This window comes from Dorea chungnamensis (genome assembly GCF_039832125.1).
Lineage (GTDB): Bacteria > Bacillota > Clostridia > Lachnospirales > Lachnospiraceae > JAFBIX01.
The window spans coordinates 80,583-95,083 of sequence record NZ_JBDOHT010000005.1; the positions used below are offsets into that span (position 1 = coordinate 80,583).

General features: G+C 41.6%; 14 protein-coding genes and 1 tRNA gene. 14 read left to right on the forward strand and 1 reads right to left on the reverse strand.

Annotation, left to right across the window (positions count from 1 at the left end):
* Nucleotide 1: 1 nt before the first annotated feature.
* Nucleotides 2-703 carry a GntR family transcriptional regulator gene (locus ABE613_RS05975; RefSeq protein WP_235232528.1) on the reverse strand — a complete coding sequence of 234 codons (702 nt, stop codon included), beginning with the start codon at nt 701-703 and terminating at the stop codon, nt 2-4.
* A 206-nt stretch (nt 704-909) separates the two neighbouring features.
* Here ABE613_RS05975 and ABE613_RS05980 point away from each other — a divergent pair.
* From ABE613_RS05980 to ABE613_RS06045, 14 genes are all read left to right on the forward strand, one after another.
* Nucleotides 910-984, forward strand: a tRNA-Pro gene (locus tag ABE613_RS05980).
* 67 nt (nt 985-1,051) lie between these two features.
* The gene (locus tag ABE613_RS05985) at nt 1,052-1,975 is read left to right on the forward strand and encodes an alpha/beta fold hydrolase (RefSeq protein WP_235232529.1); all 924 of its coding nucleotides are present in this window, start codon (nt 1,052-1,054) and stop codon (nt 1,973-1,975) included.
* Between the two features lie 118 nt (nt 1,976-2,093).
* Nucleotides 2,094-3,023, forward strand: coding sequence for a carbamate kinase (gene arcC, locus ABE613_RS05990; protein ID WP_235232530.1), 930 nt, complete (start codon nt 2,094-2,096; stop codon nt 3,021-3,023).
* A gap of 61 nt (nt 3,024-3,084) precedes the next feature.
* On the forward strand, nt 3,085-3,270 hold the full coding sequence (locus tag ABE613_RS05995; protein ID WP_235232531.1) for a ferredoxin: 186 nt from the start codon (nt 3,085-3,087) through the stop codon (nt 3,268-3,270).
* A 129-nt stretch (nt 3,271-3,399) separates the two neighbouring features.
* A complete protein-coding gene (locus ABE613_RS06000; RefSeq protein WP_235232597.1) occupies nt 3,400-3,645 on the forward strand; it encodes a PRC-barrel domain-containing protein in 246 nt (81 codons plus the stop codon).
* Nucleotides 3,646-3,754: 109 nt separating this feature from the next.
* Nucleotides 3,755-4,348, forward strand: coding sequence for a tetratricopeptide repeat protein (locus tag ABE613_RS06005; RefSeq protein ID WP_235232532.1), 594 nt, complete (start codon nt 3,755-3,757; stop codon nt 4,346-4,348).
* 53 nt (nt 4,349-4,401) lie between these two features.
* Nucleotides 4,402-5,118, forward strand: a complete 717-nt coding sequence (locus ABE613_RS06010) for a hypothetical protein (RefSeq protein ID WP_235232533.1) — start codon at nt 4,402-4,404, stop codon at nt 5,116-5,118.
* Nucleotides 5,119-5,178: 60 nt separating this feature from the next.
* Entirely contained in the window at nt 5,179-5,628 is a 450-nt protein-coding gene (gene yidD / locus ABE613_RS06015) for a membrane protein insertion efficiency factor YidD (protein ID WP_235232534.1), read from the forward strand.
* A gap of 29 nt (nt 5,629-5,657) precedes the next feature.
* Complete coding sequence (locus tag ABE613_RS06020; RefSeq protein ID WP_347375935.1) at nt 5,658-8,339, forward strand: ATP-binding protein; 2,682 nt, start codon at nt 5,658-5,660, stop codon at nt 8,337-8,339.
* A gap of 8 nt (nt 8,340-8,347) precedes the next feature.
* Nucleotides 8,348-9,319: a hypothetical protein gene (locus ABE613_RS06025; RefSeq protein ID WP_347375936.1), complete on the forward strand. Its 972-nt coding sequence runs from the start codon at nt 8,348-8,350 to the stop codon at nt 9,317-9,319.
* A 20-nt stretch (nt 9,320-9,339) separates the two neighbouring features.
* The gene (locus ABE613_RS06030; RefSeq protein WP_235232537.1) at nt 9,340-9,636 is read left to right on the forward strand and encodes a hypothetical protein; all 297 of its coding nucleotides are present in this window, start codon (nt 9,340-9,342) and stop codon (nt 9,634-9,636) included.
* Nucleotides 9,637-9,648: 12 nt separating this feature from the next.
* Nucleotides 9,649-13,095: a putative sodium/potassium/calcium exchanger gene (locus tag ABE613_RS06035; RefSeq protein ID WP_347375937.1), complete on the forward strand. Its 3,447-nt coding sequence runs from the start codon at nt 9,649-9,651 to the stop codon at nt 13,093-13,095.
* Nucleotides 13,080-13,265, forward strand: a complete 186-nt coding sequence (locus tag ABE613_RS06040; RefSeq protein WP_347375938.1) for a hypothetical protein — start codon at nt 13,080-13,082, stop codon at nt 13,263-13,265. The genes ABE613_RS06035 and ABE613_RS06040 overlap by 16 nt, the downstream gene beginning before the upstream one ends.
* Entirely contained in the window at nt 13,266-14,498 is a 1,233-nt protein-coding gene (locus ABE613_RS06045; RefSeq protein ID WP_347375939.1) for an SPFH domain-containing protein, read from the forward strand.
* Nucleotides 14,499-14,501 lie beyond the last annotated feature (3 nt).

A 14,501-nucleotide genomic window follows, 5' to 3' on the forward strand; every position in this document is an offset into this window, starting at 1 on the left:
ATTATATATGCGGGTTAATAATATCGAAAGAAAATGGGAAATCTTTTTCACACATGTGATTATCCCGCAACATCTTATCAATCGAAAGCTTATAATGTGAATATATAATATCACAGATTGCATGGCAATCTTTTGTAGCATAGATGTCAAAAAGTTCTTTGTGTACTTTGTATTGCTTTCCGGTTACTTTTGAACAATCATCTACTTGACAATAGAAAGAAAAGAATGATACAAAATCTAATGCGTTCCAAGCGCTGACGAGATATGGCATATGCGCTTCGTTAATCAAGATTTTGTGAAACTCATTATCGTAAATAATTGATTCTGTATAGTCGGAATCATCCATATTCTTCATGGATTCTAATACATCCTCCATCTCTTTGAAGGCTGCATCGGAGATGGTGCCGGCACATGCACGAGCAGCAGAAAGTTCATAGGTTCCGCGAATCAGAAGAGCTTCGATGACATCTGAAAGAGAAACGTTGCGTACAGAACAGCCAACATTTCGCGTATATTCAATCAATCCTTCCTGTTCCAATTGGCGAAGTGCTTCGCGAACAGGGCCATGACTGACTCCAAATTGAGTAGCAAGTTCAGATTCAGTAATCCGCATACCAGGTTCAAGTTCATGATGTAATATTTTTTTTCGTACGGCGTCTGCGACCTGTTCCCGCAGCGTCTTATGATGAATAATGTTTTTCATAGTGACAATAATCCTTTTGTAAAAATGTATACTTGAAAAAGTATATAAATTCATATTTATATAATATCATAAAAAAGTGGGAATAAATAGAATTTATATACATATTTTTTTATTATTTTTCATTTTCAGAGATTTAAAATCCGATGGCAGATAAATGGGAAATTAGTGCTTGCATTATAGATTTTAATTGGGTAGAATGATTATATCGGGGTATGGCTCAGTTTGGTTAGAGCGCACGGCTGGGGGCCGTGAGGTCGCAGGTTCGAATCCTGTTACCCCGATTTTATTTTTTTATGCCACGGGATGTCAATGATAAATTAAAAAACAATATTAAAGGAGGTATGTTATATGTTACATGAAGTAAAATTTCAGTCTTTTAATGAGCGGGATGAGGTCTATGGCTGGGTATATGTTCCTGCTGCCAGGCCAAAAGGGATTGTACAGATCATCCATGGATTTGGTGAGCACTCAAGAAGATACCTGCACATGATTGTGAAGTTTCTGGATGCCGGATATATTGTAGCTGCAGATGATCATGTTGGACATGGAAAGACGGCATTGGAGAATGATACCTGGGGCGACTGGGGCGACAAGGGATGTCATACCATGATGGAAGATGAGCATACGTTGAAGGAAATGGTATGTAAGATGTATCCAGAACTGCCATATTTTATATACGGTCATAGTATGGGGTCATTCATAGCAAGAGATTTTATTGCAAAGTATGGTGATGAGTTGGCAGGCGTAACGTTGTGCGGAACTGCAGGAGTATTTCCGGGAGCAGAAGAGTCAGAAAAAGTGTTGAAGCAGGTCGTAGCTGAGGGAAAAGGAAAAGAATCTGACCCATCTTATGCAGGAGCATTAATGGGATGGATGTGTGAGAGATGTGGCGAAATTAAGCTCGGGAATGAATGGATCTGCTCAGATCCATATGTGCAAGAAGATCATGCAATGGATCCGTTCGATGCATTTACAAAACCAACAACAAACCAGTCTTTGTTATATTTTGTCCAGATGATGTTGGTAATCACTGGAAAAGAGTGGGCAGAAAAAGTTCCGGCGAAACTTCCGATATACAATATTGCCGGAAATGAAGACCCGGTTGGAATGTATGGAAAAGGGGTATGTGAAGTCAGCAACTGGCTGTATGAGACAGGTCATAAGGTTGAGACAAAGTTATACTCTGGCTATCGGCACGAAATCCATAATTATTCAGATATAAAGGATGAAGTAGAAGACGGAATTGTAGCATTTATGAATAAGAATCTGTAAAACAGACAGAAAATCAGTTTTTCACAGAATTCAGACGTTGCAATTTACATAGAAAAATACTATAATTTTTTTATCTCATCTTTTATCAGAAAAATAAAGAAAAGCAGAGGTATAGATTATGAAAAAAAGAGTTGTAGTTGCATTAGGACACCGTGCCCTTGGTACAACGCTGCCAGAGCAGAAAGAAGCAGTGAAGAAGACAGCAAAAGTAATCGCAGATCTGATCGAAGCTGGTTATCAGGTAGCTATTACTCACAGTAATGCACCACAGGTTGGAATGATCCATACAGCGATGAATGAATTTGGAAAAGTACATCAAGATTATACAGCAGCACCAATGTCTGTATGTTCTGCAATGAGTCAAGGATATGTCGGGTATGACCTTCAGAATGGAATTCGTGAAGAATTGTTGAACCGAGGAATTTACAGAACTGTCAGTACAATACTTACACAGGTAATCGTAGATCCATACGATGAGGCTTTCTATACACCAACCAAGATATTAGGCCGTTATATGAACGTGGAAGAAGCGAATGAAGAGCGCAAAAAAGGAAATTATGTTGTGGAAGAGCCGGGAAAAGGTTATCGTCGTATCGTATCTGCCCCGAATCCAGTAAGCATAGTAGAGATTGATGCGATTAAAGCTCTTTTAGATGCGGATCAGATTGTAATTGCCTGTGGCGGAGGTGGAATTCCTGTCCTGGAACAGGATCATCATCTGAAAGGTGCAAGTGCTGTCATTGAGAAAGACTTAACTGCAGGTAAGATGGCAGAAGAAGTTGATGCAGATGAATTGATTATTTTGACCAGTGTCGAGAAGGTTAAGATCAATATGGGCAGAGAAAACGAAGAGGAGCTGGGAGAGATCAATCTGGAACAGGCAAAGCAGTACATGGAAGAAGGCCATTTCGGAGAATACAATATGCTTCCAAAACTCAGTGCATCCGTAGAATTTATTGAAAAGAGAGAAGGAAGAAGTGCGTTGATCACATCTTTTGATAAATTAAAAGATGCATTAAAAGGAAAGACCGGAACATTGATCAGATAACAGGCGAATATTTGGATAAAAATGGGACATACTACTTGAAAAATATAAGGAGGAATGACCCATGAAAGCCAGAGTAAATGATGGATGTATCTCATGTGGTGCCTGTGTTGCTGCCTGCCCGGAAGTATTCCGGTTTAATGATGACGGAGTTGCAGAGGCATACACAGATGTAGCACCAGAATACGAAAGTACAGCAATTGAAGCAAGAGATGGATGTCCAGTAAATGTCATAGATATTGATGAATAGCTGGATTCGGATAGTCCAGAATATGAAAACCCGCATATACTACAAGTAAGTAGTGGATGCGGGTTTTGTTATGGTGACAAAGAAGGTGACGATGGCAGAATCTGCGGTTTGAATATGGGTGGTGTGGATATGCGTCTGTGTGAATTGGAGAATAAAGAAGTGATTAATGCATGTGATTGCAAAAAACTAGGGTACGTGGTAGATCTGATTATAGATGAGTGTAATGGATGTATCGAAGCACTGGTGATTCCAAAGGCAGGAAAGATCTGTGGCTTTTTATGTGATGGGTCAGAATATATTATTCCTTTTAAATGTATCAAAAAGATTGGGCCAGATATTATTCTGGTTGAGATACATGAAGAAAGAAAAAAATAACATTTATAGAACTTTTTTTGACATATTTCATAGTTTTATATCAAAATATGACAATTATATGCTATAATAATTACATTAGTGTATTAACGTGAAAAAGAAAGGAAAAGATATGGCGAGTCAGGTAATAGAAATGGCCTGCCCAGGATGTGGGGCACGCGTCACAACAAGTCAGACGGTCTGTGATTTTTGTCACAAACCGATTACAATCTCAACATTCAACAGTGTATATTCTATGCCGATGCCGGAGGTGAATAAATATGCAGGAGCATACCGAAAAGCATTGGCCGATTATCCGGATGATCAGCAATTGAATACATCAATTGCGATGTGTTATCTGAAGCTTAAGCTGTACGATAAGGCACTGGAAGCATTTGAAAAAGCAATGGAGGATAATTTTGATAATTCAGAGACATTTTTTTATGCTGCCGTGTGTTTATTAAAAGGAAAGAAAGCATTTGTACAGCAGCGTCCTACAATCAATAAGATTGAGGAGTATATTCAGGCAGCAACGATGATTGAACCGTTGGGAATCTATTATTATTTTTGGGCGTATATCAAATATGATTACTATAAGAGAAAATATTTGAATACAACACCAAACTGGCAGGATATGCTGGCACAGGCAGAGGCGTACGGATTATCACCATATGATGTAGATCAGTTATATGGTGTATTAGGCGTGGATCGTCCGGCAGATTTATAGTTATTTACGAATGAGAATAAAAAACTAAAAGAAAAAAAGAGGAGGGCACAATTATGGGATGTGCAGAAATGATTGGCTATGCGTTAGGAGGAACAGCAGCAGTTGCAGAGCAGAAGGCAAGATTGGAGAATATGAAGAAAGGAAAGACGGAAGAGCAGAAGAATGTAATTGACTTCTTTATGAATCTGTATGCCGGATGTGGCTGCGGTGTCGGCTCCAGAGGAGCAAAGATGACCATGAATCAGTATCAGCAGATTGTATCGAATAAGTTATATTCATTGAATCTGAAGCAAAGAGCGATGGACAAGATCGGTCTGGATGAAAGCGAGATCAATGAGATTCCGCCAATTGTTCTGAGCGGCTATGATTTTGATTCTAACGATGTGCTTGTGCGAGTTATTGATGATGTGGCGGTATCATCAAGATTCAGTGTTTCATGGATCTTCTTTAGTGCAACACAGCTATATGCTTATACATATACATTTGAGACGATCAGTGATAATACCTGGGAGCAGACGCAGGATTTCTTCTATCAGGATATTACCTCATTTACAACATTGCAGAAGGTTGTTGAGAAAATCGATATCACCAGCACAGGATGTATCAAGAAGGGTGAAAATATCATGAAGAATAATTATATCGTAGACAGCCTTAAAATTATTGTTCCTGGTAATTCATTCAGTTTTTCTATGCGTAACAACGAATCATTGGAGCAGAGTATTCAGGCTGCGAAAGCAATGCTTCGTGAACGTAAATTTGCAAAATATTAATTACATAGGGAGAAGGGGGAGAACTGTGCCTTTGGCACAATTCTCCCGTTTTATATAAATATGGAAGAAAAATATTATGTTGAAGGTGTAAAAGTTGCATATTCAAATATTCCAAAAGCACCGTATAACCCTTTGAAGCGGCCAGAGATACATTATACCAGATTCTGGATTGCATTGATTGGTTTCATAATATTAATGATTGCAGGGGGATTCGCAGGAAGGTATCTGTTCAGTGACAGCCAGAGACCGGTGATATTTACAGTCTGCCTGTGTTTTGGCATGGGTGTGATATATATGATGTTAATCGCAAAGCGGGCGATTATCTGGCTGGTACATCTCTATCAGAATAAGGCTTCTGATGAGATGCGCCTGCAGTGTGTATTTGAACCCAGCTGTTCGGAATATATGATTCTTGCAGTTGAAAAATATGGTGTGATACGTGGTGTTCATAAAGGTATTAATCGGCTTCGAAGATGCCATGGACCAAACTGCGGAGTGGACTATCCGTAGAATGATAAGAAGAGAGGGCGTAAGACGGTATGACAGAGAATCAGATTTCAGTGGAATATTTACAGAGCAATGAAGCGGTTGCGATGGGAGCAGTGGAGATTACGGCAATCCCGGATATTTCAGTTATTGATGGAAAGAGAATGGATGTTGATGCTGTAGTCGCAGAATATAAGCGAGATATGGGACAGCTTTTAAGTGAGATTTACCAGCATTATAAAGAAGAGAGTACAGTTGCGGGTCAATATAAGGATATTGCGCTGGAAATGATCTGGACAACGGAAGAGGTCAAGAATCAGCCGTATAAAGCGCGGGTGAAGATGTATTTCGTTGTGCGTGCGATTGATGTGGCAGAACCGAACGCGATTCGTCTTGTAAATGGGCTGCTCTCTATTATTAAATCAACGGTTGAGCTGCAAAAATATGAATATCAGGATGTTACGGCTGTAGAGTTGCAGAAAGAGATGTATCGTATAAAAGATACTGCAGTTAAAGCATTGGTAAAGGAAGAGCGGATAGAGAATCTTCAGAACCAGATTCTTCCTTATTGCTATGCGTATGATTGTATTACAGATACCGGAAAAGATCTGAGTTATATTCTTAATACGTTGATACATTATCCGGATTGTGCATTATCTGTTCAATTGATCCCGACGGTATTTGATGCAGGTGAGATGGCGGAGTTGAATAACGTGCTTCAGATAGTTGATTCTCTGGGACATGGAGTTATGGATATGGGAATGGCTAATGTTACATTTGCTATGGCGCAAAAGCAGGCAGATAATTACCGTTACTATGTACAACAGAACAACAGCCCTCTGTTCTTGTATAATATTCTCGTCTATGGGGATGCTCAGGCAGTGCCGAATATCGCAACACGTGTATATGGTCAGATTACGAATCCAGAAGCACCGGTCAATATGAAGCTTCTGGATCTCTACGCAGATGAAGTGCAAAAGGACAGCAATCTGTATCCGCTACCATGGGCAGTAAACGAGATTCTGACAGGTGCAGACCGCGATATGAATATATGGAATAGTGGAAACTTCAGTCAGAACTATTACCGACTGCCATATATTATTACTGCAGAAGAAGCCTGTGAATTGTTCCGTCTTCCGGTGGGAAGCGACCGCGTGTCTGCCGGACTTCCGGTAAATGAGGCAGGGAAATCCAGTAAAACGTATGCCGATAATATTATCAATGCCGGGGATATTGAGATTGGTGTGCTGAAGTCATCTTCGAGGGGAGATAAGATTGGAATCTCCCTAAAAGATCTGGCAAAGCATATGTTGGTGGTAGGAACTCCTGGCTCTGGTAAAACAACCTTTTCTGTAGGATTGTTAGATCGTCTCTGGAAAGACCATGGAATTTCATTCCTTGTAATTGAACCTGCAAAGAATGAATATCGCGCACTGGTGCAGAGTATTCCGGAACTGCAGGTATTCACCCCTGGAAAGAACTTCATATCACCGTTTGTATATAATCCATTTATTCCACCGAAAAATGTGAAGTTGGAGACGTACAAATCTACACTTAAGACAGCATTTGCAGCAGCGGTTTCCATGTCTACACCGCTGGATAAGATATTTGAGGAATCTATTAATAATTGCTATTCGGATTTTCGATGGCTGGATACCTATACCAGTGATGATATGGGAAAAGTATTCAATATCACAGACTTTGTCAAATGCTTCCAGGAAACGTTTGATGCGATTGGGTACACCGGGGATGCGAAGAATATCGGGCGTGCCGGAGTAGTCCGCCTGAATTCACTAGTCAACTTGTTTGATAATTATTATTCAATCCCGATTGAAGATATGTTGAAAAAGCCAACGATCATCGAGTTGGCAGCGATTGAAAACAGCGATCAGAAGGCACTGATCATCTCGTTGTTGTTACTTTCTATTCTGGCCTATGTGAACAGCAATTATGTGGGAGAAGGAGGCCTGAAGAATGTCATCTTATTGGAAGAGGCACATGTACTTCTGGATGCAGATTCGAATGCAGGACAGGGAGATGCCAATCCGAGTGCAATTGCGCAGGGACTGGTAAAACGCATGTTAGCTGAGATCCGTTCGTATGGAGTTGGTCTGGTGATCGCAGATCAGTCTCCAAGAAAAGTATCCACAGATGTGGTAGCCCTGACGGATATAAAAGTGGCATTTCGTCTGGTGGAGGCAACAGATAAGCAGATTCTGGCAGATTCTGCAAATATGGATGAAGTGCAGACAAAGCGTCTTGCAAAACTAAAACCAGGTGAAGCGTTCTTCTTCTTTAACAAGTTGGAAGAACCGGAGGAGATCAAGACACCGGATTATCGTCTGCAGAATAAGATCAGCATCTCATTATCTGACGACGGCATTAAAGAGCTGTCGACTTATTGGAATGATAAGCAGGAGAAATTGCGCCCTTATCCAGAATGCCCATATGTCAAATATTGTAATAAGACTTGTGATTATAACCGCAGGGTATTAGCAAGAGAAGTGGCACGGCGTATCTTTAACCGTAATTTCACGCCGGAATCAAAAGATTTTGAACTAGTAAGGCAGATCATTCCGAGACTACGTCCTTTGATTCAGGCAGAAATCAATAACGAGGTAATGGATAATGAATTAGTTGCTTGTGTAAAGGTTCATCTTTTTAGAAAGATAAAATATAATACCAGAATCGAAATTCATGATGCAACCATTCAGGCGAATCTTTCGAAAGCATAGGTGGGAAGATGTTAGATTATAGAGAAATGAACGACCTGCAGGAGTTCGGCTATCGTCCATCATCCCGTGATATTTTTTCCGATGTACAGCAGGAAGTGCAGGATATACCTGATGATATAGAAGGATATTATGCGGAAGAATATCAGGATGTGCAGCAGGAAGTGCAGGATATACCTGATGATATGGAAGGATATTATGCAGAGGAATATCTGATGCCTGAAAATGAGATTCAGGATATTCCGGAAGACATCATCGGTGATGAACCGGATTACTGGGAGATGGCAGCACCTACACCAGTCAGTGAAATGCATGAACCGGAACCGGATGTTAATATTCCTGGCTCGCAAGTGGCGAAAGATGTAGAAGTCGGGGCACCGGGAGAGACGTTCAATGAAGAACAGGATATGGGTGTTCCGGGGGAAGATTTTCAGGAAGAGGAAGACATGGATGTGCCGGGAAGCCAGGTGGATACGGATGAAGATATGGATGCACCTGGTGCTCACTATGAGACGAAAGAGCAGCAGGAAGGGAATGATTGTCGCGATATCGGTGAGATTATGGAGGCATTCCAGTCTGAAAATTGGGAAGGACTCTCCGATGATGCCCGCAAGGAAGCGATTGATGAGTTGAGCGAATATGTGGCGCAGGATCTGAATATAAAGGATAAACCGAAGATAGAATTTTATAATAATGAAGACAGCGGAGATTTTGGAAGTTACTCCCCTGACGAAAATACCATTTATATTAATGAGTTCAATATGGATAATGCGGTGGAGACAGCAGATACGATTACCCATGAAACAAGGCACTGTTACCAGCATGAGTGTGCCGATCATCCGAAGACAGAACAGGATTATGCATTCAGAGATAATTTCGATAATTATGTCACACCAGATATGGATTTTGAAGGGTATGAAGATCAGATCGTAGAGGCAGACGCACGTGATTATGCACAGGCATACAGAGATATGATTTCGTAATGTGCCGGAAAGGAAAGTTTATGAGAGAACAGATATTTGAATATCTTGTTGAAAAGGAAAATCAGACGCCAAAACTGGCTTCTCAGATGTGCGATAAATTGGAGAAACATCCAGATATTATGGGTGAACTATACCAATATATTCAGACAGGCAAGTTTGAGGAGGAGCATCCGGTAACAGTAGAGGGTTATACAGCAAAGATGCTGGAATCGACGACCTATTTAAAGCCTGTTGGAGCATATAATTATCTGATTTATCTTCGCAATAAACCGGAAACTGCATTGGCAAAGTTGAAGCAGGGACTGCCATTACGATAAGGAGGATGTACCATGGATGAATTTTCAGAAGATATGGATGTCGATGTGGACACGGATGTCGATGTAGATATGGATGTCGATGTGGACACGGATGTCGATGTAGATATGGATGTCGATGTGGACATGGATGTCGATATGGATACAGATGTAGACATGGATATCGATGATGATATTGATGTGGATACAGATGTAGACATGGATATTGATGATGATATAGAGATGGATGATGAAATTATCGACGATGATATAGATTATGACGATGAAATCATTGATGATGATATAGAGATGGATGACGAGGTAATAGAAGATGATATCGTCGAAGATGAAGAAGTAGTCGAAGATGAAGAAGTAGTTGAAGATGAAGAAGTAGTTGAAGATGAAGAAGTAGTTGAAGATGAAGAAGTAGTTGAAGATGAAGAAGTAGTCGAAGATACAGATGATTTGGAAGAAGATGGAGATGTTGAGAGTGATGAAGTAATCGAAGCGGAAGATGATACTGCTGTAGAAGACGAAGTCAGTGAGGAAGCAACTGAAGCCGATGAAATGGTCGAGGAAGATACAGATATCACAGCCGATGAATCCATAGAAGAAGAGGAAAATCCAACGGATCTGGAAGGAACGGAGACTGAAGAGCCGATAGAGGAAACAGATAATCTGGAAGAAGATGTCGAGAGTGATGAAGTAATCGAAGCAGAGGATACAGTTGAAGAAGAGGATACCATTGCGGAAGACGAAGTCAGTGAGGAAGCAACTGAAGCCGATGAAATGGTCGAGGAAGAAGCAGATATCACAGCCGATGAATCTGTAGAAGAAGAGGAAAATCCAACGGATCTGGAAGGAACAGAGACTGAAGAGCCGATAGAGGATACAGATGATCTGGAAGGAGATGTCGAGAGTGATGAAGTAATCGAAGCAGAGGATACAGTTGAAGAAGAGGACACCATTGCGGAAGACGAAGTCAGTGAGGATGCAACTGAAGAAGATGAAGAAGTAGTCGAAGATGCAGATGATCTGGAAGGAGATGTCGAGAGCGATGAAGTAATCGAAGCAGAAGATACTGCAGAAGATGATACTGCTGTAGAAGACGAAACGATTGGGGAAGTAACTGCAGAAGATGAAGTGGTCGAGGGGGATGAAGATATCACGACCGATGAATCCATAGAAGAAGAGGAAAATCCAACGGATCTGGAAGGAACAGAGACTGAAGAGCCGATAGAGGATACAGATGATCTGGAAGAAGCTGTTCCAGAACAATCTGAGAATCTAATTGATCAGGAGGATATAGGTTCCGTTGAAGTTCTAACGGAAGAGATGGCTGACAAACCTCAGCAAGAACAGCATACGTTTGAAGATTGGATCAATCCGGATAACTATGATGAAGACGGACAATACATAGGAGATGGACAAGACTTCGGATATAAACCGGGAGGAATGGAAGCATCAGAATACGGAGAACAGATTGATCAGCAGGCGCAGGATGCTTATGAGGAACATCTTGCGCATGGAGATGCAATGACGGACTCGGATGTGGCAGATACCGATACGGAAGATACAGACACGGCAGGTGCCGGAGGTGATTCGGGGGAAGGTTCAGGAGTTTCAGAGATTGTTCCGGATGATACAGCAGGATCAGAAAAGCATACGTTTGAAGATTGGATCAATCCGGATAATTATGATGAGAATGGTCATTACATAGGAGATGGACAGGACTTCGGATATAAACCGGGAGGAATGGAAGCATCAGAATACGGGGAGCAGATAACTCAGGATGCGAAAGATGCCTATGCAGAGCATATTAAGCAGCATATGCCGATGGAAGATCAGGCACAGGCTTATGCGGAATATGCAGAAGCTTTGGATAATTACGGAAAAACCCCAGAAGAACTGGAAGAAGTGACAGATGTATCAGATGATATGATTCCGGAAGATATTTTAGAGGATATTTCAGATGACGCAGATGATTTGTCTGTTGACAATAATGAGGTGCTTCAGGATATCGAAGACGATATTATTCCAGAAGACTTAACTGTTGAAGATATCAATACAGATGCGGTTACAACAGAAGATATGAATACAGATGAAGTTTCTACAGATGAGATGAATGCAGATACTGTCAATGAGGAGAAGCCGAAGCAGAGTGCGATGGAAGCATGGTTAGATCCGAAGAACTATGATGCAAATGGACATTTTGTAGAGAATCCGGATAGCCTTACCGATGATAACCGCTGGGATCCAAATCGTGATACGCCAGGTGGAAGAGAGATACCTCCGAAGCCATTCATAAAAGAAGCCCCGGAACTTGATTTGGAAGAATCCGCAGGTGTTCATGGAGAAACCGCAGACCAGACAATGTCTGAGAGTAGCCATTTTGGCATGGGACCGGCGCAGGCCCAGATGTATGATTACATGTGTGAACACAATTATGGAAAAGGAGATTATCCAGAATATTCTCAGGATCCAGAATGGCAGAGATTGAATGCTGCATTGAAAAATGAACTGGGAATTCCGGCGGATGTACCGGCATATGATAATGACAATATCCCATATGGAAATACAGAGCCGATGAATGCAGATCCAACCGGACCGATTCCGACAGAACCAGTAATTCCATCTGCCAATCAACAGGAGCCATCTGTACAGGGGCCGATTGAGAATTCTGTGGGCAATCAGGATATGAAAGATATCAAAGAAGAGATTGCAAAAGATTTGATGGACAATTATGATGTTGGTAAGGCAGATTTTCATGATTTTGATCCAGACGTTGCAAGCTCCGTATCAGATGCTGTACGTGACGCCAAGAACGATTTCCCGGATCTGGAAGTGAAGTTTCTTGGAAGTATCGATACCCAGGTGGCAGGTATTCGGGATGAATATATTGATTATTATACAAAGGAATTGGCCAAGATACCGAATTCTGGATGGAATGAGGATGAGATAAGGTCGATTGCAGAACATAATGCGGATAAACTTATCTCGAATTGGGGACTGGATGACACCGATGGAACATTTGCGTGGTCACTTCATATTCCTGAGAATGTTGATCCGACAGGAGGAAATCTGGATCAATATACAGGAGTTGCTATTAACAATACTTACGCTTCGGATTGTGAGGCTTTTACGGATGCAAAGCAAGAGGAAGTACGCATTAAGCATAAACCAATTGGCTGTGATACACCGCGTGCGACTATCGATCATGAGTTGGGACACGAGATTGATAATATGTTGGACGCATGTCATGATGAGAAAATGATTGGGCTATATGAAGAGATGATGAGTAATGGCAATGCACAGGATGTGTTGTCAGGATATTCACAGACCAATATCAAAGAATTTATTGCAGAAGGATATTCAGAATATCGGAATAATCCGCAGCCTAGGGAATATGCAACGAAGATCTATGAGAGACTGATGCAATTAAATCAGAGAAGAAAGGGGAGATTCTTTTGGAAGAAAAAATAAAATATAAATTGGAACTGCCAGAGGGGATAGAATTACCGGAGGGCTGTGAATTGCCAGAGATCGAACTGGGAAAGGCAAGTCTTCGAAGAACGGTAATTCAGGAAGATGGTACGATGACGGAAAAAGAAGAGACATTATGGGTTCCAAGAATTAAAAAGGAGGAAACGTAGATGGGACTTTTTAGTAAAAATCCAAACGAAGTAAATTATACAGGAGGAAAAAAACACTGGACTGACGTAATCAAGAATTCCGGACCCGGCGATCTTCTGATCTGGAGGCAGCCGGAGGAGGATTTTAATACGAATTCGACATTGGTCGTAATGCCGGGAGAGGAAGCTGTTTTTATTAAAGGCGGCGTGATTGAGCAGGTATTTGATAATGGTACATATAAGCTTTCTACAGAAAACTATCCATTCATCAGCAGATTACGAAATGCATTTTCAGGGGGAATCAGTACCTTTAATTGCGTTGTGTATTTTGTGCGTAAGGCTTCTGGACTGGAGATCAAGTGGGGGACAGAATCTCCGATTCAGGTCCGCGACCCGGTTATGCAGATTATGACCAGTCTGCAGGCTCGTGGAGCATACAAAGTACAGGTAGAAGATGGAGCAAAATTCCTGACCAAATTATTGGGAAATAACATTCAGTTCCTGATGCAGGATGAACTTGATAACTTCTTTATCAGTGAATTCCAGCAGCATATTAAAACGACGATCGCAAAATATGTGAAAAACTCTCAGGAAGAGATTCTTGGAATCTGTGCAGAGCAGGATGTACTGGCAGAAAGTATTAAGCCGCAATTGCAGGAAATCTTAGATGACTATGGATTGAAACTGATCAGTTTTTCTATTATGGGATTAGATATTCCGCAAAATGATCCGAACCGTGCAGCGTTGGAAGAAGCATTTGCGAAAAAAGGTGTTGTCAATATTCTTGGTGATGACTGGGGCAGAGTACAGGCAAGCGAGATTTTAAGAGATCTTGCGAATAACCCTGGAGCAGGAGGAATGGCTGCTGCTGGAGCAGGAATGGGAATGGGAATGGCTGCCGGTGGTGTGTTCGGAGGTATGGCACAGCAGATGTTTGCACCGATGAATAATAATCAGAATAGCGGTCAGCAGAATGCGAATCCGGGACCGAGCGGAAGATTCTCACAGAGACGAGGGATGGCGCCGGGACAGGCAGATGCCGGCCAGCAGAATATGGGACAGATGGGACAACAGAATATGGGACAAGCAGCAGGCATGACTTGTACGGCATGTGGGGCCGGTCTTGCACCAGGAGCAAAATTCTGCGCTGCTTGTGGAACTCCTGTCAGTCAGAAGGCATTTTGTACAACGTGTGGAGCAGAACTGGCACCGGGGGCAAAGTTCTGCAGCCAGTGTGGAACACCGCGGGCATAGATA